Genomic DNA, 22,237 nt, shown 5'->3' with positions numbered 1-22,237 from the left:
GATCAATGTTTATGTATACGTGTGGTTAGACTCTTTGGATCCCTTAATGTGACACAAGCACCTGCGGTTGTTCTGAATACAGAGTTTTGCGACTCAGATTACGGATCAGCAGATAAAAGCCAGTCGACAGTACTACAGTGAATACACAAGCCCAAATCAGCTTATCTACCGAAGGGTTATAACAAAGGAAATACAGCAGTTGAGCGACATTCAGCACTGCTATGGCATACAACATAATCTCTTTATTAATATGGTGTAGTACATAAGCCCCTAAAGGCGCCATCAGCAATACTACAGGGTAAGCACATAACCAGGTTTGCACCTGATAGCCAGTTAAGCCCTGATCAACAAAATGTCGGTAGGCATAACCAAGCACACTGATAGAGGCCATCAACATAATGCTCATATGAGTAGCGACTTTTTCCTGCATACGAAAACGAGTCACTAACAAGGTATATAAAATAATATCAGCGCCAGTGCCAAATAAACTGGCGCACATGCCACCAGCTACTAACATCAGCAGCAACAAGACAAAATCCATAGGCTTATTCAGGTCTAAAGTGGCTTTGCTGCCTCTGTGTTTACCAAAGCTATAGACCACTGCAAAACTGGTGATCAGGCTTAAAAACAGCGCCTGCATTATGTACACAGGCAGTTGTTGCAGCAGTTGCATGCCCACTACAAAACCAGCAAAAGCTACGGGGATAAACATCAGTAAAGGTTTATAGGTTTTAAGCGAGTTAGCTTTGTGACTTAAGATAAAAATACTGGCGCTGGTCATGCCAATACTCTGGATCATTAAACTAAAATCCCGCGCCATAGTGCGGTCTATATTGAGGAAGATATTTAAAATAGGGAAAGCAACAGCTCCGCCACCTTCTGGCGTCACACCAGCGACAAAAGCACCAGCCACCATAATGGCCGGGTAATACCAATGCTCTATTAAAAAACTGAGTTGATTAAACTGATTAAAAAGCACAAACCACAGCGCTAAAGCAGCAATAAACCAAACCCGAAACACCTTGCTGTCAAACATAACCTGAATCCATTTTATTATTAGAAAGACAGCATAAATCACAATGAAAACACTTTCATTGGTTTTATTGTTATGAATTTTGAAGTGATTGTTTTGGAGCGGGATTAAGGTTTAGGCGTACAAATCCAGACTAAACATTTGCTGAACTTTTTCGCGTTTTTCCTGATTAGCTAACATTTCGTAGGCATCTAAAGCTTGTTGATTACGCTGTTTTGGCTGGTCGTACATGGTGCGTTTTTGTGCTTCCTGCTCATCCAGCATAGATAAAGCCTGAGCGTCAGCACGCACACCGGTGCCAGAAGGTACCAGTGTGGTTTTGCTTTGCTGTTCAGCCTCAACGGCTTTGGTTTTATTGCCCTGAAATACCAGCCCGACACTGGGGCTTTTAGGTACATCACGACTGACGGCTATTGTCATAACTGCTCGCAATTTGCCTTTATTTGATGCCAGTATAACTTAGCAAAAAATTTCGCCAAGTAGCTTTTTTCAATCTTTATCCCTAGGCCGCAGCTACTCCGACGACGGGACAAAACCCTAAGTCATTGCAGTTGCAGTTAGGCGACAAGTGCCTGAGACCCCAGGAGCATAGTAGTCCTATGTGACTGGGGCGAGGCACGCAGTCAACAACACTGCGGCTTCAAAGACGACGGGTTTATCTACCGGGCAATTTCTGCCAGGTTACTTCGTCCCTAACATAAGTAGGTTCTGCCAGTTCTGCGGCAATAAACTGCCCATGCCGGAACGGAATTGCCGCCAGACTCAACATATCCTGCGCTGAAGGGTACAGAATCACAGGGCTATAATGAACCACAGCAAGATCCTCTGATCCGCTATTGCCAGTTTTATGCCAGTCTTCAAGCTGTTGTGGATAGGTTTGCCAGCCCGTCCCTACAGCGCAAATATGGCCTTTTAATACAGGTGCAGGCAAAGCAGTAGGTTTAGCTGCTATTTCAGTGCTTAGCGGCTGCATCAAGCCCTGATCATCTAACTGAAAACTGGCCAGATACACTTCATTCATTCGTGCATCTATAGCGGCAACGACCTGATGGGCCTGATGTAATCTGTGTGCGGCTTGTGCCATAGCCGCCAGGGTTGATACACCATAAACTGGCAGTTCAGCGCCAAAAGCCAGGCCCTGACATACACCCACACCAATACGTACACCGGTAAAACTACCAGGGCCTTTGCCAAAAACCAGACCATCCAGTTGCTGCAAGGTTAAGCCAGCTTCAGACAACAGCTGCTGCACCATAGGCAAAATACGTTTGCTGTGTTGCTGTGGACAGACTTCGTCCAAAGTCAGAATTTTGCCATCGACAGTTAAAGCCACTGAACAAGCTTCGGTTGAGGTATCTAATGCCAGTAATTTCAACAGGCGGCTCCTTTTCTACAATTCATTTTATTTGGGTAAATCTTCTAAAAATTTTACTGCAGCCTGCAAATCACGACTACGGCGCATTGGCGGTAAGCTTTTTAAAAATACCGAGCCATAAGGCCGGGTCACTAATCTGTTATCACAAATCACCAATACACCACGGTCTGACACGTCACGGATTAAACGCCCAACGCCCTGCTTTAAGGTGATCACGGCTTGTGGCAATTGCACTAAAGCAAAAGGGTCAAGGCCTTTCATCTGACAGTCTTCGTTACGCGCCTGCAATAACGGGTCGTCAGGCGATGCAAAAGGCAGTTTGTCGATAATGACGCAGCTTAAGGTATCACCCCGCACATCAACACCTTCCCAGAAACTGCCGGTGCCGAGTAACACAGCATGTTTGGTTTCAACAAACTGTTCCAGCAATAAACGTTTACTGGTAGTACCCTGCACCAGCACAGGCAACGACAAATGCTGTGGCAGCTCGTTCGCCATCCACTGCAGCATACGATGGCTGGTGAACAGGAAAAAACAACGGCCCTGATTAGCTTCAATTAAAGGCACCGCCAATTTTAGCAGTGCTTTGCCCATACGGGCGTCATTGGGTTCTGGTAAATAACGAGGCACCAGTAACATGGCTTGTTGTTCATAATCAAAAGGGCTGTCGAGCAGCAAAGTATCCGCCTGCTGCAAGCCCATTTGTTCAATATAGTGAGCAAAACCCTGATCCACCGACAAGGTCGCTGAGGTAAAAATCCAGCTGCGTTTTTCCGCAAACACCAGCTCACGGAATTTATCGGCAATACTTAAAGGCGTTAAATGCAGACTTATATGTTGTCTGGTGGTTTCATACCAAAAACTGACGCCGGTTTTGCTGACATCCTGCAGTTTTTCCAGCTGAGTTTTAGCCAAAGCCAGCCGCTCAAAACAGTGATCCACTACTTCGTTGCGACCTAAACTGCCTTTAAGCACCTGATACAACATGCCCATGGCTTCAGACACCCTTGTGAGCGCCAACTGCACATCAGGTCTTTTACTGCTGTCACGCCAGTTGCCGCGTTCAGGTTCATCTGACCACAGCAGGCGCCAGTCCCGCACTAAAGTCGCCAGCTTATCTGCTGTTTTGCTTAACTGCGGATGATCACGCAATTCAGTTTTACAAATCAGTTCCAGCTCTTTGCAAAGCTCCAGCAAAGTACGGCTGGATAAGGTCTCACCAAAATACTCACTGGCAATATCCGGAATTTGGTGCGCTTCATCAAAAATCACCACATCCATATTCGGCAGCAGCTCACCAAAACCAGTGTCTTTCAGTGCCATATCGGCAAAAAACAAATGGTGGTTCACAACCACTAAATCGGCCTGCATCGCCTTTTTGCGAGCTCGCAGCAAATAACAGTCTTCATAAGAAGGGCAGTCTTTGCCAAGGCAGTTGTCTGCCGTACTGGTCACCAAAGGCAAAGCTTTGGAGTCTTCGGCTATATAAGTCAGCTCGCCGATATCCCCACTTTGGGTTTCGTTCGACCACTTTTTGATCAGACTTAAATCATTGATCACAGCCGCATCTGCCGTAGGCACATGCTGATAATGCTGATCTAAGCGAAATAAACACAAATAGTTGGAGCGGCCTTTTAATAAAGAGGTATCCACCGGCAAAGCCAAAGCTTTGAGTACCGTAGGTAAGTCACGGAAATACAGCTGTTCCTGCAGGTTTTTAGTACCAGTGGATAAAATAACTTTTTTGCCGGATAACAAAGCCGGCACTAAATAGGCGTAAGTTTTACCTGTACCAGTGCCAGCTTCCACCAATAAAGCGTTGCCGTTTTCAATAGATTTAGTCACAGAAGCCGCCATCAGCTTTTGTGGCTCACGGGCCTTAAAACCGTCAATAGCCTTGGATAAAGCTCCTTGTTCGGCAAAAGCCTGCTGCACTTGTTTTAGCATAAGTGGGCGAACTGTCTGTCAGAGAAGACAGAGATGATGGATGAAACAGCAGACAACAGCATAAACAAGGCCCGGCAAGAATTTGCGCTATTATGCCTTGGCTAGACAAAAATATCTAAGTGTCCTTCATCATCCACATGCTGCTCTTCTTCAGGTGTGGTTTCAGGTGCTGGCGGATAGTCGTCACGACGGCGCCTGTCCTGACGTTTTTTTTGCTGATCTTTCAGTAAAATCAGGAAACGCTTTTCTTCTTTTTCATAAGCGCTGATTTTGGCATCTTTAAACACAGGCGCGATCATAGGTCCAGGCTGTTCAGCTGGCGTACCCGGTGGTCGGTACAAATAGGGAAATATAGCGTCCATAGACCCTCCTTTGCTCTGTTATCGGCAGACAACAAAATAACTTTATCTATACAACCTGATTATTTTTCACTCTACCCGTTAGAGTTGTTTTTTTATAACTTATTCATTTTTTATCGCAAATAATTGTATGAAAAACAAAATAGCCGAATTAAAACAGCAAGATAACAAAATAACAGCTTCAAAACAAAATACAGCTGAAACAAAAAATCCTGTTGCCTGAATGACAAAAAGCAGTTAGCTTGTATACATCTTAACGAGGAGTAACTTTCCATGACTATCAACATCCACTGGCATCATCACCATCATTTATCCGACTAGCCGGTCCGTGTTGACATTGGAGGCTAGGTCATAACCAGCCTCTGGTGGAAAAGTGAAAACCAATTCCAACTGAACCCCGGGGCTAAAATCCCGGGGTTTTTGTTTTACGATTTTTATAAGCCCCAGCTTTTATGAGAGAAATAATAACATGACAGTCACTACCAACAGATTACGTATCGCCATTCAGAAGTCAGGCCGCCTGTCGCAAGACTCTCAGGCACTTTTAACCAGCTGCGGTTTGAAAATCAACTTACGCGAACAGCGCCTGATTGCCCATGTAGAAAATATGGATATCGACTTACTGCGGGTGCGGGATGACGATATTCCGGGTTTAGTGATGGATGGCGTCTGTGACTTAGGTTTTGTTGGCGAAAACGTACTGGAAGAAGTCTCTTTGCAACGTCAAATGGACAACGAAACTTATGATTACACTGTACTGGCCCGTCTCGATTTCGGTGGCTGCCGCTTATCTATCGCAGTGCCGCAGGAAGAAGACTATACATCCATCAAAGATTTAGAAGGCCGCACTATTGCGACCACCTACCCACGTTTACTGAATCGCTATTTAAAACAAAACGGCGTCAATTGCCGTATCGTCAATTTAAAAGGTTCGGTTGAAGTAGCTCCACGCGCAGGTTTAGCCGACGCCATTTGTGACTTAGTCTCCACAGGCGCTACGTTAGAGGCCAATGGTTTAAAAGAAGTGGAAGTGATTTACCGCTCCAAAGCAGTACTGATTCAGCGCCGTGATTTAGCAGATGAGAAACAACTGAAACTGATTAAAAAACTGATGCCACGTATTCAGGGTGTGATGCAGGCCAATGAAAGCAAATACATCATGTTGCACGCACCGCGCGCTCGTTTGCAGGAAGTGATAGCTCTGCTGCCAGGCGCCGAAAACCCAACTTTATTGCCACTGGCAGGCAATGACGATTTAGTGGCTTTGCACGTAGTCAGCAGCGAAACTTTGTTCTGGGAAACCATGGAGCAACTGAAAGGCTTAGGTGCCAGCTCCATTCTTGTATTACCCATTGAAAAGATGATGGAGTAAAACATGCAGTTTCAGATCAGCAACTGGCAACAACTGGATAAAACTGCACAGCAGGCTTTATTAGAGCGCCCGCTGCAGCAGGAATCCGACAGCCTAAAACAAACAGTGCGGGACATTATCCGTGCAGTGCGTACTGAAGGCGATGTTGCTTTGCTGCGTTTTAGTCGCGAATTTGACAAGCTGCAAAGCAACCCTTTGCGTTTGACCGAGGATCTGCAACAAAGCTTAATCGCCTCTTTATCCGATGAGCTAAAAACCGCCATTCAGATTGCGTACCGTAATATCCGCACCTTTCATGCGGCTCAATTGCCACAAAATATCCGCATTGAAACTCAGCCCGGTGTGGTCTGTGAACTGAATTACAGTGCTTTGGATCAGGTGGGTTTGTATGTACCAGGTGGCAGCGCCCCTTTGCCTTCGACTGTACTGATGCTAGGTGTGCCAGCTCAACTGGCTGGTTGCCGTCGTGTGGTGTTAGTCACGCCTCCGGGCCAGCCTTCAGCTGGTGATATTGCCGCAGAGATTGTTTATGCAGCATCACTTTGTGGCATTACGGAGATTTATACCTTAGGTGGGGCTCAGGCTGTTGCGGCCTTGGCCTATGGCACTGAAACTATCGGCAAAGTGGATAAGATTTTTGGCCCTGGCAATAGATTTGTTACCGAAGCCAAACAGCAAGTCAGTCAGGATGCCCGCGGCGCCGCTATTGATATGCCAGCTGGCCCTTCTGAAGTGCTGGTGATTGCCGATGACAACGCCAATCCGGTCTTTGTGGCGGCAGATTTATTATCCCAGGCCGAACACGGTCCGGACTCACAAGTGGTGTTGGTAAGCCCTTCTGAAGCTTTACTGGTTAATACCATCAGTGAGCTAAAACGTCAGACGGCTTTATTACCACGAGCTGAAATTGCTAAAAAAGCCCTGAGCAACAGCAGACTGATTTTAACGCCGGATTTAGCGACAGCGGCACAAGTGAGCAATCAATACGCGCCTGAGCACTTAATTATTCAAACCGCTGACGATCAGGCTTTGCTTGGCAAACTGACCAACGCCGCCAGTATTTTTGTTGGCCCTTACACACCTGAATCTGCAGGTGATTATGCCAGTGGTACTAACCACGTATTGCCGACTTATGGCTACAGCCGTAATCACAGCAGTTTAAGTCTGGCCGACTTTTATCGTCGTTACACAGTGCAGACTTTAACAGCAGCTGGTATGCGCGATTTAGGCCCCACTATTGTCAAACTGGCCAAAGCCGAAGGATTAGATGCGCACGCCAATGCGGTGTCATTTCGCTTAGCAGAGCTAGAGCTTTCAGCAAAAATTTCAGAGGAAAATCGTCAATGAGCCGTATCAGTTCTTTAGCCCGGCAAAAAGTACAACAACTAGTGCCTTATGCGTCAGCCCGCTTAAGCATGAGTGGCGGCTCGGTATGGCTGAATGCCAACGAAAACTCTATGGCAACAGACTATGAATTGTCAGGCCAATACAACAGATACCCGGATTGTCAGCCAAAAGAGTTAATCAGCGCTTATGCAGCTTATGCTGGCGTAGAAACCAATCAGGTACTGACCAGCCGTGGTGCAGACGAAGGCATTGAGCTTTTAATTCGTAGCTTCTGTGAACCAGGACAAGATGCCATCAGCATTTGCCCGCCCACTTATGGCATGTACAAAATCAGCGCCGAAAGTCAGCTGGTGGATGTCAATATAGTGCCTTTAACCCAAGATTTAACTTTGGATCTGCCGACTTTATTTGCACAAAAAGCCAATGTAAAACTGGTATTTATTTGTAGCCCCAATAACCCTACAGGCGATTTAATACCCCGGGAGCAAATTGTCGAGGTGCTGGAGTTTTATAAAGACAAAGCTTTAGTGGTCGTTGATGAGGCCTATATTGAGTTTGCACCAGAAGCTTCTGTGGCTGGTTTATTAAACCAATACAGCAACTTAGTGGTGCTGCGTACTTTATCTAAAGCTTTTGCTTTGGCAGGCCTGCGTTGTGGTTTTACTTTGGCAGAGCCTTCTGTGATAGCCGCACTTCGCCAGATGATTGCGCCCTACCCTGTGCCAGCTCCTGTGGCTGAAATTGCGGTGCAGGCGTTATCAAGCCAGGGTCAGCAAAAAATGCGTGCGACAGTGGAACAAATCAACAGCTTACGTGACAGCTTCAGCACTTTTGCCACAACTCTGAGTTATGTAAGCCGTGTCTATCCGTCTAAGGCTAACTATGTGCTGCTCTCTGTGCCTGATGCTGCGGCGCTGGTCAGCTTTATTGCAGAGCAAGGGGTGCTTATTCGTAACCAATCCAGCCAATTAGGTTTAGGTCAGGTGGTGCGGGTATCCATTGGTTCGCCAGATGAAATGGCGCAGTTACAACAGATTATGTCGTCTTATTCCACCAAAATAACTACAGAAAAACAGGAGTCTTTATGAGTGCCAAAGCTATTTTATTTATCGACCGTGACGGCACTATGGTGGAAGAACCTCCGGTAGATAAACAACTGGATTCATTGGAAAAACTGGCATACGAGCCCGATCTGGTGCCTTCATTACTCAAGTTGCAGGCCGCTGGTTATTCATTGGTGATGGTGACTAATCAGGACGGTCTGGGCACCAGTAGTTTCCCGCGTGATACCTTTGATGCGCCGCAGGAAAAAATGATGCAGTTGCTGAATTCGCAGGGCATTCGTTTTGACGATATTCTGATTTGCCCACACTTTGATAAAGACAACTGCAGCTGCCGTAAGCCGAAGCTGGGTTTAGTTAAAGATTATCTGCAGCAAGGTAAAGTGGATTTCACCAACTCTTTTGTCATTGGCGACCGTTTAACCGACGTGCAACTGGCCGAAAATATGGGCCTGCCTTCGTTCCGTTATGACCGTGACACTTTAGGCTGGAAAGAAATCACCAAACAGCTGTTAAGCAAAGGCCGTAAAGGCAGCGTCAATCGTGTCACCCGCGAAACTGATATTCAGGTCAATGTCGATTTAGACCAGCAAGGCGGCAATGTCATTGAAACCGGCGTTGGCTTTTTTGACCATATGCTGGATCAAATTGCCACCCACGGTGGTTTTAGCCTGCAACTCAAAGTTAAAGGCGACTTGCACATTGACGATCACCACAGCGTGGAAGATACAGCGTTGGCTTTAGGTCAGGCGCTCAAACAAGCGCTAGGCAATAAAAAAGGCATTACCCGCTTTGGTTTTGTCTTGCCAATGGATGAATGCCGCGCTGAATGTGTGCTGGATTTATCCGGCCGTCCGCTGCTGAAGTTTGATGCCGATTTAGGTCAGGGTTCTGTTGGTACTATGAACCTTGAAATGGTACACCACTTCTTCCGCTCTTTAAGTGATGCCATGCTGATGACACTGCACTTATCCGTCAGCCCGGGCAATAAACACCATATGGTCGAAGGTTTATTTAAAGCCTTTGGCCGGGCACTTGGTCAGGCTATTAAAGTATCAGGCGAAGCTCTGCCAAGCAGTAAAGGAGTGCTTTAATGTCTTTGGTGATTGTAGATACCGGCTGCGCCAATATCAGCTCTGTGTATTGTGCTTTCCAGCGCTTGGGGGTGGATGCCAAAGTCAGCCGCGATTTAAGCGTGATAAAAAACGCCAGCCGTTTATTAGTGCCGGGCGTAGGCGCTGCCCGTCAGGCGATGGCGAATTTGCGTGAACGCGATTTAATTGCCACCTTACAACAGGCAGAGCAGCCACTCCTTGGCATTTGCTTGGGTATGCAGCTTTTAACCGACCGCAGCGAAGAAGGGGATGTCGACTGTTTAGGTTTAATACCAGGTCAGGTCAAGCGCATGCAAGTCGGCGATTTACGTTTGCCTCATATGGGCTGGAATACTTTGCAGGTGGAAGATAGTGCACAAAATCACCCGCTACTCAAAGGCATAGGCGAAAAAGACTATGTGTATTTTGTCCATAGTTTTGCGGTAGCGCCATCCGATACCACTTTAGCCCGCTGCCATTACGGCAGTGATTTTGCTGCTGTGATAGGCAAAGGCAATAAGCTGGGAGCGCAATTTCACCCTGAACGTTCAGGTGCTGTCGGCGCTCGTTTATTACAGAACTTTCTGGCTTTTAATGGTTAATATTTTTTGATTCGGCGATGCCGTTACAGGATTAAAAGTGATTATTCCGGCTATAGATTTAATACAAGGTAAAACAGTGCGGCTTTATCAGGGCAGCTACGATAAAACCACTGAGTATCAGCAAACTCCATTGCAGCTGCGCGACTTATACGCCGAAGCTGGCGCAGGCATTTTGCATCTGGTGGATTTAACGGGCGCCAAAAATGCTGCGGACCGCCAACTTGAACTGTTAACCAGCTTAATGCAAAACGCGCCTCTGCCAGTCCAGGTGGGTGGTGGTGTGCGTACGGCAGCAGATGTAGAGCAGTTACTGGCTGCTGGTGCCAGCCGTGTAGTGGTGGGCAGTGTGGCTATTCGTGAGCCAGAAACAGTGCAAGGCTGGCTGCGAACTTATGGCGGTGACAAAATAGTTCTGGCGCTTGATGTATCTATTAACGCCAAAGGCGATAAAACCTTGCCAAGCCACGGCTGGATTGAAGAATCGACTATTACCCTTGAGCAGGTGCTGGATGGTTTTATTGCGGCAGGTGCAAAACATGTACTGTGCACCGATATCAGTAAAGATGGCACCTTGCAGGGCCCTAATGTCGCCTTGTATACAGAGCTGGTGCAGAAGTATCCGCAAATTCAGTGGCAAGCCTCGGGTGGTGTTGGCTCTTTGGCTGATATCAAAGCCTTAAAACCTACTGGCGTGGCCGGGGTGATTTTAGGCCGGGCTTTGTTAGAGGGTAAGTTCACGGCAGAGGAGGCAATCCAATGCTGGCAAGACGCATAATTCCTTGTTTAGACGTGCGCGATGGCAAAGTGGTCAAAGGCGTGCAGTTTCGTAACCACGAAATCATTGGCGATATAGTGCCGCTGGCTCAGGCTTATGCCGAACAAGGCGCAGACGAGCTGGTGTTTTACGATATCACAGCCTCCAGCGATGGCCGTGTGGTCGATAAAAGCTGGGTGCGCCGTATAGCTGAAGTGATCGACATTCCGTTTTGTGTCGCCGGTGGTATTAAATCTGTCGCTGACGCCGGATTAATTCTGGAGATGGGTGCAGATAAAATCTCTGTGAATAGCCCTGCCCTGGCGCGACCAGAACTGATTAGCGAGCTGGAACACAGCTTTGGTCAGCAATGTGTGGTGATTGGCATCGACAGCTTTTTTGATAAAGAAACAGGTCAATATCAGGTCTATCAGTTCACAGGCGATGAAAGTCGCACCCAAAAAACCCGCTGGCAAACGCTTGACTGGTTAAAGCGGGTTCAAGAGCTGGGCGCTGGTGAAATAGTACTGAACTGTATGAATCAGGATGGTGTGCGCCAGGGGTATGATTTAACTCAGTTACAACTGATGCGAAATGCGTGCAAAGTGCCGCTGATTGCCAGTGGTGGCGCGGGTAGCATGCAGCATTTTGCAGATGTGTTTGAACAAGCCGATGTAGACGGCGCTTTAGCCGCTTCGGTGTTCCACAAAGGCATTATTCCTATACCAGAGCTAAAAGCATTTTTATTAGAACGTAAGCTGGAGATCAGGCCATGAAACTGAATTTAACCAACCTGAACCAGCTGGATTTCAGCAAAGGTGATGGCCTATTACCGGTAATAGTGCAACATGCCCGTTCAGGCAAAGTGCTGATGCAAGGTTTTGCCAACAAAGAAGCGCTACAAAAAAGCCTGGAAACCGGCGATGTGACTTTTTTTAGCCGCAGTAAAAACCGCTTATGGACCAAAGGCGAAAGCTCAGGCCATACGCTGAAATTACAAAGCATGGCAGCGGACTGCGACCAGGACAGTATTCTGGCTTTAGTCCTGCCTATTGGCCCCACTTGTCATGTAGGCACCGAAAGTTGTTGGCACGCCGAAGACGCCAACCAGCCCGACTTAGCCTTTTTAGATCAATTAGAACAAGTGATCCACAGCAGATACGGCGCCGACCCAAGCTCTAGCTACACCGCCTCTTTATTTGCCAAAGGTGTGAAGCGTATAGCGCAAAAAGTCGGTGAAGAAGGGGTAGAAACTGCTCTGGCCGCTACTGTAGGCGATAGAGAAGAGCTGAAAAACGAAGCTGCGGATCTGATCTATCACTTGCTGGTGTTGCTGAAAAGTCAGGATTTGGCTTTGCATGATGTGCTTGAGGTACTAAGGCAGCGGCATCAGGCTAAGGCTGAATAGCTCTGGCGTTTAAGGCTAGCGGCGCTTATAAAGTGATGCGTAAACTCAGCATCTCTGCTTTATCGAGCGCCTGCCATCTTAACCAGAAACAAAGCTAAACAGCCAAATAACAAGATAAAAACCAAAAGCATGACCAAGGATGTTTTTGATTTCGGCACTGACTTGTCAAATGCAAAACCCAAAAGCAAAAATGAAAACAACGAAGCATTTGAACTGCCTTCAGTTTTGTTACTTTTTTTCATGATCCTCTGCTCTCTTTTAGTAATTAGCGCTACCTTGCAAGGCTATACAGCATCTAACTTACTTGCTGATGTTGAACTCAGATCTTTTTTAAACAGCAACACCATCAGATAAACCAGACCAAATAGCGGTAATAAAGATAAAACTGCGCCAAGTAAACCAGCTAAAACAGGATTTTGGGTTTTACGACGTCCCAGGTAATAACAAAGCGCCGCCATAACGAGCGCAAATATGATCACAAACTGGCCGTACAGCGTTGCATCAATGTTCAAATGAACTCTCCTTGTTGTTTAGCAGTGTATAACAGCAATCAGGACCTATTTAGTTTTGGAGCTGCGCGGCTAAATAATTGAAACATGCAGCTAACTTAGCATCCTTAATTATAGGTTTCCAATATTTTGCTGAGCACAGTAAAGCGAAGGTCCAGATGCCTGCAGAAATACCCGTAACACCAAAGCCCACACTTTTTTGTAAATCATTATGTTATGACTTTGATCCAATGAAAAACTCAGGCAGCATAAGGCAGATATGGAAGACAGGAGCTGCACCTATGAAATATAAAATCAAACAAAAGATATTCAGCCTGACCGACAGCTTTACTATTGAAGATGAAAACGGCAACGCGGCTTTTAGTGCCAAAGGCAAGTTTTTCAGTATCTCCAGCAGCCAGACGATGTTTGACAGCCGTGGTGTTGAGCTTTTAAAAATCAAACGTAAGTACCTGACCATCATGCCCGCCTGCCGGCTGTTGTGTGCAGATGGTAGTGAGTGGTTGATCCGCAAATGTTTTTGGCCCTTCTGGACCAGCCGCTTTACCATTAGCGGTCCTGCCGGTGAGCTGGAGATGCATGGCAATTTATGGCAACACGAATATAAAATCAGTCAAAACGGCAAGGTACTGGCAGAAGTATCAAAGTCCTGGTTTAGCTGGTCAGATACTTACGGCGTGGATATTTACGAGCCGAAACTAACAGCGCAATTATTAGCGGCAGTGATTGTCATAGACCGTATTCAGCACTCAGGTAAAAACTCGACAGTGGATGATGATTAACAGACTGCAGTGCGCGTTCTGTAACGCACTGCAGTCTGTAGTAAGTGAAGGGTTAGAGCGGTAAATACTTATTTAAAAAGGCATCTATAGCTTCGAAGGTTTGTTTGCGGTGGGGCAAATAATCCAGATTATGGGTGCCATCTTCAATTTCAATATAAGTAAATACTTTCTTCTCGTCGGCTAGCTCTTCCGCCATCATCCGGCTTTGTTTTACCCTTACGCTAAGATCTTCAGTGCCATGCAGCAGCAAGACAGGGGCTTTAATGTTTTCAACCATATTCACTGGTGAATTCTGTTCAAGCTGGTCATTGTCTTCACCCATCTGCTTTTTCGCCAGATTGTAATTGGTGTAATTACGGTAACTATTGCGTTGTTCACGTAAATCAGAGATCCCGGCAAAGCTGATAGCACACTGATATAAATCTGGTGTACGGGCAGCCCCTAACAAAGCGGCATAACCACCGTAACTGGCACCCATAATGCAAATACGTTTAGGGTCTGCGATCTTTTGTTCAATCAGATATTGAGTACCATCAGTTATATCGTCCTGCATGGCCATACCATACTGACCCACAGCCTGAGTTAAAAACTGATGGCCGTAACCACTAGAACCACGGAAGTTAGGCTGAAACACTATATAACCTTTGTTCGCCAGATAAGCTGAGAAGGTGTCAAAACTATTGGAATCCTGTGAAAAAGGTCCACCATGAGGTAATACCACCAGAGCGCCAGGCCCGGTTTTACCTTTTGGTACAGATAAATAGCCTTCAATGTTCAAACCATCCCGTGCTTTGTAACTGATTTTTTCTTTATGAACTAAATTTTCTTCGTTTAATCCAGGGAAGGTATCCGCCAGATGAATTAAGGTTTTTTCATCCCTGTTGCCAAGCAGATAAACCCCAGGTGTGGTGGCATTGGTTGCATACAGCAGGTAACTACGGTCATTTGAACTTAAGTTGGTAATGTAATTGACCGTATCAGGCAAAGCTTTATCCAGACCCGCCTGAAAAGCTTTAAATTCCTCATCCCAGAATAAACTGCGGGAAGACTCATCACTGAAATATATACCTACAGGTTCATCGCGCGCAGCCGAATAAATCAATGAGCCTTCAATATCATACACAGGATGACTCAGGATCAACTGGCGGGGTAAGTCTGCTTTACTTAAATCGACTTTAAATACAGCTAAGCGCCCTTCATGATTCGCTGATATATACAGATCTTTAGGGTCTTTACCAAAACCTAGCAGCGAAATGGCTTGTTCAGAAAATGCAGGCCAACGCCAGGCATCAACCCATTCTGTTTGACCTGGGCGTAATACCCGTACTGAAGATTCTGTGGTTTTTGTATTGTAATCAACGCTGGCTCTGGCTTGTCCTTGTCTGTCCACTACCCATGAAGCAACGTTGGTTTTATGCCGTTGTACCACACTGGCTTTACCTGTTTTCACGTTGACCTGATAGATGGTATCGTGTCCAGCCATTTCCCGGTCTAATCCGAGTAAAAAATGATCATCATCCGGAAAACGTAATTTAATCACATCATCCTGGAACTGACTTTGGTGCTCCCCTTTTCTTACGGCTTTGACCATAGGCACCAGTTCTGCACCAGCTTTGGCTTCAATAGAAAATAAGCGGCTTTCGGTGGTTTTGGTATTTAAGCCCCGCACATCACCATAGCGGAAGCTGGCTAACAAATGGGTATTATTAGCCCAACGTACCCAGGCAAACCTGTATTTTTTATTATCAGTTTTGCCCAGATAAACCGACTCACCCGAAACTAAGTCGATTAGCTGAATTAAGGTGTCTTGCTTAATGTTCTTCAGTGCCACCAAACGTTTTCCGTCCGGTGATAACTTCAGTTGTTCGATGCGCTCGCCCTGATAAAAGGTCTCAAGCGGCAAAACGCCAGCCTTGTTATCTTCAGCAGCGACAGAGAAAAAAGCTAAAACACCAGATGCCAGTAGTAAACCGGAAAGAAAATTATGCATACAGAGTCCGTTCCATGAATTAAAAATCAATCTAATGAATTAATTTAACTAAATTAAAAGTGGGTAGCAATCGAAGGAACAAAATTTGGGTGGCGACCTCACCAGCCGACATCCCGGCACATACGTTATCCGCTTTGGCTGCTTCCTTCCGGACCTGACCAGGTGAACGAATTAGTATTGCGGGAGGACCGATGAGGCCACCATTGAAGGTACCAGTAAAACTGGTGCGCGCATTATGCTTAAAAGCTTTTAGCTGTGCAAGAACTTAAGCGTTTTCTGGATACTTTGCAGTCATTTGCTGAAAAAATGTGCGTATTTGCTGGAGATCGTCGGCGAAATTTTCACCAGTGTTCAAGCATGGACCAAACACCAGTTGCTTGTTTTTGTAATCCAGCCCGACTAAACACACAGGCACATTGGCTTGTTTTGCGATAAACCAAAAACCTGACCGCCACTGTTGTACTTTTTTACGGCTGCCTTCTGGTGATAAGCCTAATAATAACGAATCACTCTGCTCAAACTCTGCCACCACTTGCCCTACCACACCCTGTGGATGGCTGCGATCAACAGGGATCCCGCCTAAAGACAGCAAAAGCCTTTTCACAGGCCAAACAAAGATACTGTGTTTGCCTAAAAAGCGGATTTTAAGATCAAGGGCTAAAGCTGCGGCTATACCGACAAAAAAATCCTGATTTGAGGTATGAGGGGCGACGGCAATGACCATCTTTTTATGTGCAGGTAGTTCGCCCTGAATACTCCAGCCACCCAGCAGTTTCAGCAACCAGAGGCCAAGTTTTTGGCCCAGGTTACTGTGACGACGTGGCAAGCTCGCCGGAATAGCAGGTAAAGCTGGCATTAAGGCTGAGCCAGCACCAATTGATGTGCTTCTAAAACGCGTTTTAAGCGTTTTTGATTGTCAGGTCCTAAACGGATCATTTGACGTTGTGCCAAAGGCAAAGCTTCAATCTCCGGATCAGCATATGTGTAATAGACGTTAGGACGTGCTAATACCATAGGTGGTGCCACTTCAGGAGTTGCCAATAGTACTTTAATAGCTTCTTGCAAACGCACTCGGAACTGTGCATTAGGGTAACCCAACTCAGCATAAGCCTGCTGCATCAGCGGGTAATAGTATTCAAATAAACGTTTTACTTCAGTCACTGAAACGCTTTCCAGCAATTGCAGGTAAGGCTCATAACGTTCAAAGTTAGCCGGATCCAGCTGCACAGCACCGCCTTCAGCCGGTAAAGTGGCAAACTTGACTGTCATAGGCTGAAACAGCGCCTGATTTTTTGGCAATGTGCCTTGGGCGATATTATCCACATTCACCACAAAACGACGGATCATATCTTCTGTAACAAACAAAGAAGCTAAACCCGCTTTCCAGCGTAACCCCAATAATCCACTTTTCACTTCAGCATCTGAGTTATCCAGGCTGGGTAACTTCACCGTAGGCTCAACCGCCACTGCGTCGTCTAGTGGAGTCTCCTGCAACGGAGTTTCATCCTGAGCCTGCACAGTCAAACTATCGACAGGCTCTTGCTCTGCTGTTAACACATCGGCAGGAGCTGGTTGTTGTACTGTAGGTACAGGAGTAGCTTCAGGCTCTACCACTGCATCGTCAGCCCGGAAGAAAAACCAGGCAATGGCGATCAGGGTTACAGCCACTACAGCTAAACCTATGTAATATTGTTGCTGGCCTGTGCCAGGAGCCTTCTCAGTCATTTTTGTTTTTTCCTTTCACTAATTCGGGTCACTGATATTAAGCCGTTGAAAAACTGGCTATAGCGTTGCATTTATTTTGCTTTTCAGCAATATATAAACAGAGAGTCTCTAAAGAGTTAAGAAGTTTCAGTGACTGATAGCGAAAAAGGTGAAAACACCAATAAAAAAGTTGCTTTGCTGCTGACAGGGGGTGGTGCCAGAGCCGCTTATCAGGTTGGCGTGCTCAAAGCACTGGCCCAGCATTACCCACGCAACAGTAAAATTCCGTTTGAAATTATTTGTGGCACCTCAGCTGGCGCCATCAATGCCACTGGGATCGCCTGTTATGCCTCCTGTTTTCACTTAGGTGTGAAAAAAATTGAATGGGTCTGGCGTAATTTTCATACCCACCAGGTGTATTACTCAGATTATTTACGTTTGGGCTGGCATTTGTTACGTGGTTTTTTAACTGCTTTTCAAACCGACTACGCCAATAAAAGGCCAGTCAGCTTGTTGGACAACAAACCGCTGCGTTTGCTACTTCACAATATTGTTGATTTACAGCGCATAGACCGCAACATTCAGGGCGGTTATTTATCCAGTGTCTCTGTGACTGCATCAAGTTATAACACTGGCGACTCCATCACCTTTTTTCAGGGTAATGAAGCCAAAGAATGGCGCAGAGCAAAACGTTGCGGCCAAAAAACCTTATTGGGGGTTCACCATTTATTGGCTTCAGCTGCTATTCCGCTGGTGTTCCCTTCGGTGCGGATTAACCAGCATTATTATGGCGATGGTTCAGTCAATCAATTGTCGCCTCTGAGCTCGCCGATTCACTTAGGTGCAGAAAAAATACTGATCATAGGTCTGGAGCAACCCCGTGCCCGCGACTTAGCGAACGCTATGCCGCATCATCCGGGTTTAGCTACTGTGGCGGGTCATTTGTTGGATACGATTTTTTCGGATACGCTCAATGCCGATTTAGAGCGCATGAACAGGATCAATAAAACCGTAGATACTTTAACTGCACATAATATTCCGACCGATCTGAAGAAGGTTGAGAGTTTTTTAATTAACCCCAGTGTGAATTTTAATGAAATTGCCAGCCAGCACTTTTTGCAGCTTCCTATGGCTGTTCGTAGCTTATTGCGTTTAACAGGTATTACCCAGCATTCGGAGTCGAGCTTAACCAGCTACCTGCTGTTTGAGAAATCCTACACCAAAAGGCTCATTGAAATTGGCTATCAGGATGCGATGCAACAAATGCCGGAACTGCTGGATTTTTTGCGATCTTAAGGCGGGTATGAGGGGGCAATTTTTAGCCAGCCCTTGCCGTCAAAAAATCGTCAGCTGAAACTGCATAATTGAAAAAATCAATAATATCATTCACTTATTAAAGTGGCACAATACCTGCAAATTCCAGCTATCTTAGATATGCTCCGGAGTGTCGGCAGTGGAATTATTTGGCTTACAAGATATGACTTTGAGTGGAACCAGTTATGCTGGCATCACCAGTCAGCCACATTGGTCTGGTTTGTCCGCGGATCCGGCAACTCTGCCAGAGCAATTGCAAACCAGCTTAGATCTCGCTAATCAGCTACAAATCTATTCAATGGCCGCTGGCAAAGTTTTGCCTCTGCGCTCCATTCAATTACAAACCGCAGTAGGTAAATACCTGGCACCAGGTTCAGAAGATGGCAATTTTGAGCACCGCAGCGTGTTAATGCTGAACGATCAATGCCTTGCTGAGCTGAGTTATCAGTCCGATCAGGCTTTTACGCCTCTGATCCAACATCAGTTATGGCAACTGGAACGGCAATGGCTGTATCCGCTGCGAAATACCTTAGTGGTGGTTCGTTTGCAGCAGTTGGCGTTAAAAGACAGTCTGACTGATTTAGGCAACAGACGTAATTTTGACGATCAGTTTGAACGGGCTGTACAACTGGCCAACAGACGCCAGGAAGCCTGTGCATTAATTTTGTTGGATTTGGATAATTTTAAACAAACTAACGATAACTTTGGCCACCCTGCCGGTGACGATGTGTTGATTGCAGTAGCAGATGCGATGCGTCAAACCTTAAGAGCCAGCGATTGTTTATTCCGTTTTGGTGGCGATGAATTTGCCATATTACTGACAGCGGATGACGCTTTATCGGCTGAATTAGTGGCACATCGTCTGGTAAAAGCTATTAATCAGCATCATGTGTGTAATCAGTTTGCTGTCACAGCAAGCGCGGGTTTAGCACATCTGGCACCTAATCAAAAATCTGAGTTGTTATTCAGTCGTGCTGATGAAGCTTTATCACAAGCTAAACAGGCTGGTAAAAACGCGGTGAAAGTCGCACTGTTGAATCAGGCCTGACGTTAGCAGACCTGACATAAGTAGACAGAGGTTTTGGTCGTCGTACATTAGGGCTAAAGGACAGAAGATCCAAAAGCCCTTTTTTTTGCCCGCGATTTGGTTCAGCTTCGCGTTAACTTTTTTGCCAGTCGATAAAGGCATTGGCTTGATCTTGCGCTGCACTAGTGGCGACCCCAAGTACTGCCACCACCCGATTATTCTGCACTAGCACAGGCAAGTGCCCACGTTGCCAGGGCGGAATAGACCATAACTTCAACCATTGTTTCAATTCTTTGCTCTGACGCTCACCTGCAGGTTTAAAAGGCAAACTAAAAAGTCCAAACACCAGATATAGAGTATCGTCAGTTATCAGCACAGGCGTGCCCTTGTTGTCACCATTCAGCAGGAACTGTCCTACAGCAGTGTTCAGCTGTTGCCCGTGTTTTAATTCGAGCAAAACTCCGGCCTGCGGTGCCTCTGCCATTTGTGTGATATAAGCTTTGTCGGCAAAACGGCGAATTTGGTAAGCATCCAGCTCCAGCAAAGGCTGAGCATCTGCTTTAGCACCAATCAGCTCCGAAAAGAATCGTTCCAGCCAGTCGGTTGATGGATTAAACCCTGTTAAAGCCAACCAGCTGCGCACCAATAGCTTTTGTGTGGTTAAGTCTTGTGCTGTTAGCAGTTTTAAATCTAATTCAGCAGCGTGCATTACAGTGGGTAATAGCTGCTCAAGCTGCTTTTCAACAAACTGCTGTTGCTGCTGAATATGAGTGACAGAACGCAATGCATTTTGCCGGAATGCCGGCCAGCGTTGCTGCAATAATGGAATAACCTGTAATCGTAAAAAGTTACGGTCAAATCTGCTGTCGTTATTACTTTCATCTTCAATCCACTCCAGCTGTTGCTGCTTCGCAAAAGCGTCCAGTTGCTCACGGCTAAAATCTAACAAAGGCCGTAGTAACCAGCCCGCAGCAAAAGACTGTAAAGCGGCAATACCTGATAAACCTGCCGGACCTGCACCGCGTTTTAATGCCAGCAACAAAGTTTCGAGTTGATCATCGGCATGATGAGCCGTTAATAAAGCTGTTTGGGGAGTAAGGACAAAAGCGCTCAAAGCAGAATAACGGGCAGCGCGAGCTTGAGCTTCAATATTGGCAGTTGGATTCAGCTGCACTTTTTGCACTTCAAAAGGGATCTGGCGTTTAAGGCATTGCTGCTGACAAAAAGCTGCCCACTGATCGGCATTAACACTTAAGCCATGATGGATATAAACAGCTTTAAGCTTGATAACACAACTCTGAGTAAGCTGATGGCATAACTCCAGCAACACCATAGAATCCAGCCCACCAGATAACCCCAGCACCAGCTGGTTTAAACCAAGCTGTTGGATATGCTTGCGCAGTGAGGCGGTGAACTCTGAACTCATAAAAACCATAGATCCTAAACAACAAAAAACCGCCTTGCGGCGGCTTTTATACCCTAAGTAATTGATGTTGCAGTGAGGCGACTAGCGAGCGAGACCCCAGGAGCATAGTTGTCTATGTGACTGGGGCGAGAGCGCGCAGGCAACAAAGCTGCAGCTTCAAGTACGACGGGTATATTAGCAATAGCCAAAAGACATTAAGCGTTTATACCTTCTGTCCAGCAAGTCTTCAATACTTAACTTTTCCAGCTTGGCTAAGTCACGTAAAAGGGCCTGCTTTAAGCTTTGTGCCATTTGTTCATGATTACGGTGTGCACCACCTAAAGGCTCGCTGACAATTTCGTCAATCAGGTTCAGCTCTTTTAAACGTGGTGCTGTGATACCCATGGCATCAGCAGCAATAGGGGCTTTATCAGCACTTTTCCACAGAATAGAAGCACAACCTTCAGGTGAAATCACCGAATAAGTACTGTATTGCAGCATGTTGACCTGATCGCCGACGCCAATAGCTAAAGCACCACCAGAACCACCCTCGCCTATCACAGTACAGAGCACCGGCACTTTCAGGCCAGCCATCACTTTAAGGTTACGGGCAATAGCTTCACTTTGACCACGTTCTTCAGCGCCCACACCAGGATAAGCACCAGGCGTGTCGATAAAAGTGATGATGGGCAAATTAAAACGTTCAGCCATTTCCATCATACGTAAAGCTTTACGGTAGCCTTCAGGTTTTGGCATACCAAAGTTACGTTTGATTTTCTCAGAGGTGTCACGACCTTTCTGATGACCAATCACCATCACGGTTTTGTCACCTAAACGGGCTGTACCACAGACAATGGCAGGATCGTTGGCAAAAGTACGATCACCGGCAAACTCGTCAAAGTCAGTGAAAATATGTTTGATGTAATCCAGCGTGTAAGGACGCAACGGATGACGGGCTAACTGAGCAACCTGCCAGGCACCTAATTCTGCAAAGATCTTTTTTGTCAGAGTTAAGCTTTTTTCCTTCAGCTTGTTTACTTCTTCTTCAAGGCCGAGATCAAACTCGCCATTGCGGCTTACTTTGCGAAGTTCTTCTATTTTGGCTTCAAGTTCCGCAATCGGTTGCTCAAACTCTAAATAATTCAGCATCATCG

The 22,237-nt window shown here is 46.2% G+C and carries 23 protein-coding genes and 1 other RNA gene; 11 read left to right on the top strand and 13 right to left on the bottom strand.

Annotated features, from left to right (window positions below; all coding sequences use genetic code 11):
* Positions 1 to 43: 43 nt before the first annotated feature.
* From LSG34_RS13695 to LSG34_RS13675, 5 genes are all read right to left on the bottom strand, one after another.
* Complete coding sequence (locus LSG34_RS13695; protein ID WP_233009659.1) at positions 44 to 1,036, bottom strand: sulfite exporter TauE/SafE family protein; 993 nt, start codon at positions 1,034 to 1,036, stop codon at positions 44 to 46.
* Between the two features lie 111 nt (positions 1,037 to 1,147).
* Complete coding sequence (locus LSG34_RS13690; protein ID WP_233009658.1) at positions 1,148 to 1,453, bottom strand: hypothetical protein; 306 nt, start codon at positions 1,451 to 1,453, stop codon at positions 1,148 to 1,150.
* 235 nt (positions 1,454 to 1,688) lie between these two features.
* Positions 1,689 to 2,408: a tRNA (adenosine(37)-N6)-threonylcarbamoyltransferase complex dimerization subunit type 1 TsaB gene (gene tsaB / locus LSG34_RS13685; protein WP_233009657.1), complete on the bottom strand. Its 720-nt coding sequence runs from the start codon at positions 2,406 to 2,408 to the stop codon at positions 1,689 to 1,691.
* 27 nt (positions 2,409 to 2,435) lie between these two features.
* Complete coding sequence (locus LSG34_RS13680; protein ID WP_233009656.1) at positions 2,436 to 4,355, bottom strand: ATP-dependent DNA helicase; 1,920 nt, start codon at positions 4,353 to 4,355, stop codon at positions 2,436 to 2,438.
* A gap of 101 nt (positions 4,356 to 4,456) precedes the next feature.
* Positions 4,457 to 4,717 (bottom strand): hypothetical protein, encoded by a 261-nt coding sequence (locus tag LSG34_RS13675; RefSeq protein WP_233009655.1) that lies wholly within the window; start codon positions 4,715 to 4,717, stop codon positions 4,457 to 4,459.
* Between the two features lie 466 nt (positions 4,718 to 5,183).
* On the opposite strand from LSG34_RS13675, the gene hisG reads away from it, so the two are divergent.
* From hisG to hisIE, 8 genes are read left to right on the top strand one after another with little or no spacing between them, the layout of a single operon-like run.
* Positions 5,184 to 6,086, top strand: a complete 903-nt coding sequence (gene hisG / locus LSG34_RS13670) for an ATP phosphoribosyltransferase (protein WP_233009654.1) — start codon at positions 5,184 to 5,186, stop codon at positions 6,084 to 6,086.
* Positions 6,087 to 6,089: 3 nt separating this feature from the next.
* Positions 6,090 to 7,433, top strand: coding sequence for a histidinol dehydrogenase (gene hisD / locus LSG34_RS13665; RefSeq protein ID WP_233009653.1), 1,344 nt, complete (start codon positions 6,090 to 6,092; stop codon positions 7,431 to 7,433).
* Positions 7,430 to 8,521 (top strand): histidinol-phosphate transaminase, encoded by a 1,092-nt coding sequence (gene hisC, locus LSG34_RS13660; protein WP_233009652.1) that lies wholly within the window; start codon positions 7,430 to 7,432, stop codon positions 8,519 to 8,521. Before hisD ends, hisC begins: the two co-directional genes overlap by 4 nt.
* Positions 8,518 to 9,588 carry a bifunctional histidinol-phosphatase/imidazoleglycerol-phosphate dehydratase HisB gene (hisB, locus tag LSG34_RS13655; RefSeq protein ID WP_233009651.1) on the top strand — a complete coding sequence of 357 codons (1,071 nt, stop codon included), beginning with the start codon at positions 8,518 to 8,520 and terminating at the stop codon, positions 9,586 to 9,588. The genes hisC and hisB overlap by 4 nt, the downstream gene beginning before the upstream one ends.
* On the top strand, positions 9,588 to 10,190 hold the full coding sequence (gene hisH / locus LSG34_RS13650) for an imidazole glycerol phosphate synthase subunit HisH (RefSeq protein WP_233009650.1): 603 nt from the start codon (positions 9,588 to 9,590) through the stop codon (positions 10,188 to 10,190). Before hisB ends, hisH begins: the two co-directional genes overlap by 1 nt.
* A gap of 37 nt (positions 10,191 to 10,227) precedes the next feature.
* Positions 10,228 to 10,965 carry a 1-(5-phosphoribosyl)-5-[(5-phosphoribosylamino)methylideneamino]imidazole-4-carboxamide isomerase gene (gene hisA / locus LSG34_RS13645; RefSeq protein ID WP_233009649.1) on the top strand — a complete coding sequence of 246 codons (738 nt, stop codon included), beginning with the start codon at positions 10,228 to 10,230 and terminating at the stop codon, positions 10,963 to 10,965.
* Positions 10,947 to 11,720 carry an imidazole glycerol phosphate synthase subunit HisF gene (gene hisF, locus LSG34_RS13640; RefSeq protein ID WP_233009648.1) on the top strand — a complete coding sequence of 258 codons (774 nt, stop codon included), beginning with the start codon at positions 10,947 to 10,949 and terminating at the stop codon, positions 11,718 to 11,720. The genes hisA and hisF overlap by 19 nt, the downstream gene beginning before the upstream one ends.
* A complete protein-coding gene (gene hisIE, locus LSG34_RS13635) occupies positions 11,717 to 12,352 on the top strand; it encodes a bifunctional phosphoribosyl-AMP cyclohydrolase/phosphoribosyl-ATP diphosphatase HisIE (protein WP_233009647.1) in 636 nt (211 codons plus the stop codon). Before hisF ends, hisIE begins: the two co-directional genes overlap by 4 nt.
* 59 nt (positions 12,353 to 12,411) lie before the next feature.
* Here hisIE and LSG34_RS13630 read toward each other — a convergent pair whose 3' ends face one another.
* Together LSG34_RS13630 and LSG34_RS13625 are read right to left on the bottom strand one after the other, a co-directional pair.
* Positions 12,412 to 12,594: a hypothetical protein gene (locus LSG34_RS13630; protein ID WP_233009646.1), complete on the bottom strand. Its 183-nt coding sequence runs from the start codon at positions 12,592 to 12,594 to the stop codon at positions 12,412 to 12,414.
* A gap of 42 nt (positions 12,595 to 12,636) precedes the next feature.
* Positions 12,637 to 12,864 carry a glycosyltransferase 87 family protein gene (locus LSG34_RS13625; RefSeq protein ID WP_233009645.1) on the bottom strand — a complete coding sequence of 76 codons (228 nt, stop codon included), beginning with the start codon at positions 12,862 to 12,864 and terminating at the stop codon, positions 12,637 to 12,639.
* Between the two features lie 278 nt (positions 12,865 to 13,142).
* On the opposite strand from LSG34_RS13625, the gene LSG34_RS13620 reads away from it, so the two are divergent.
* On the top strand, positions 13,143 to 13,643 hold the full coding sequence (locus LSG34_RS13620; RefSeq protein ID WP_233009644.1) for an LURP-one-related/scramblase family protein: 501 nt from the start codon (positions 13,143 to 13,145) through the stop codon (positions 13,641 to 13,643).
* A gap of 52 nt (positions 13,644 to 13,695) precedes the next feature.
* Here LSG34_RS13620 and LSG34_RS13615 read toward each other — a convergent pair whose 3' ends face one another.
* From LSG34_RS13615 to LSG34_RS13600, 4 genes are all read right to left on the bottom strand, one after another.
* The gene (locus LSG34_RS13615) at positions 13,696 to 15,633 is read right to left on the bottom strand and encodes an alpha/beta hydrolase family protein (protein WP_233009643.1); all 1,938 of its coding nucleotides are present in this window, start codon (positions 15,631 to 15,633) and stop codon (positions 13,696 to 13,698) included.
* Between the two features lie 96 nt (positions 15,634 to 15,729).
* Positions 15,730 to 15,827: signal recognition particle sRNA small type (ffs, locus tag LSG34_RS13610), an RNA gene on the bottom strand.
* A 71-nt stretch (positions 15,828 to 15,898) separates the two neighbouring features.
* Positions 15,899 to 16,489, bottom strand: a complete 591-nt coding sequence (locus LSG34_RS13605) for a 1-acyl-sn-glycerol-3-phosphate acyltransferase (RefSeq protein WP_233009642.1) — start codon at positions 16,487 to 16,489, stop codon at positions 15,899 to 15,901.
* Positions 16,489 to 17,358 carry a DUF3014 domain-containing protein gene (locus LSG34_RS13600; protein WP_233009641.1) on the bottom strand — a complete coding sequence of 290 codons (870 nt, stop codon included), beginning with the start codon at positions 17,356 to 17,358 and terminating at the stop codon, positions 16,489 to 16,491. Before LSG34_RS13600 ends, LSG34_RS13605 begins: the two co-directional genes overlap by 1 nt.
* Before the next feature lie 129 nt (positions 17,359 to 17,487).
* Here LSG34_RS13600 and LSG34_RS13595 point away from each other — a divergent pair, with 129 nt between their 5' ends.
* Positions 17,488 to 18,633: a patatin-like phospholipase family protein gene (locus LSG34_RS13595; protein ID WP_233009640.1), complete on the top strand. Its 1,146-nt coding sequence runs from the start codon at positions 17,488 to 17,490 to the stop codon at positions 18,631 to 18,633.
* 157 nt (positions 18,634 to 18,790) lie between these two features.
* Positions 18,791 to 19,699 carry a GGDEF domain-containing protein gene (locus tag LSG34_RS13590; RefSeq protein ID WP_233009639.1) on the top strand — a complete coding sequence of 303 codons (909 nt, stop codon included), beginning with the start codon at positions 18,791 to 18,793 and terminating at the stop codon, positions 19,697 to 19,699.
* A 112-nt stretch (positions 19,700 to 19,811) separates the two neighbouring features.
* Here the strand turns inward: LSG34_RS13590 and tilS are convergent, their stop codons facing one another.
* Positions 19,812 to 21,104: a tRNA lysidine(34) synthetase TilS gene (gene tilS, locus LSG34_RS13585; RefSeq protein WP_233009638.1), complete on the bottom strand. Its 1,293-nt coding sequence runs from the start codon at positions 21,102 to 21,104 to the stop codon at positions 19,812 to 19,814.
* A 174-nt stretch (positions 21,105 to 21,278) separates the two neighbouring features.
* Positions 21,279 to 22,235 (bottom strand): acetyl-CoA carboxylase carboxyl transferase subunit alpha, encoded by a 957-nt coding sequence (gene accA / locus LSG34_RS13580; RefSeq protein WP_053425498.1) that lies wholly within the window; start codon positions 22,233 to 22,235, stop codon positions 21,279 to 21,281.
* Positions 22,236 to 22,237 lie beyond the last annotated feature (2 nt).

The organism is Rheinheimera faecalis (assembly GCF_021290965.1).
Classification (GTDB): Bacteria; Pseudomonadota; Gammaproteobacteria; order Enterobacterales; family Alteromonadaceae; genus Pararheinheimera; species Pararheinheimera faecalis.
This window is presented reverse-complemented; position numbering and strand designations above follow the sequence as displayed.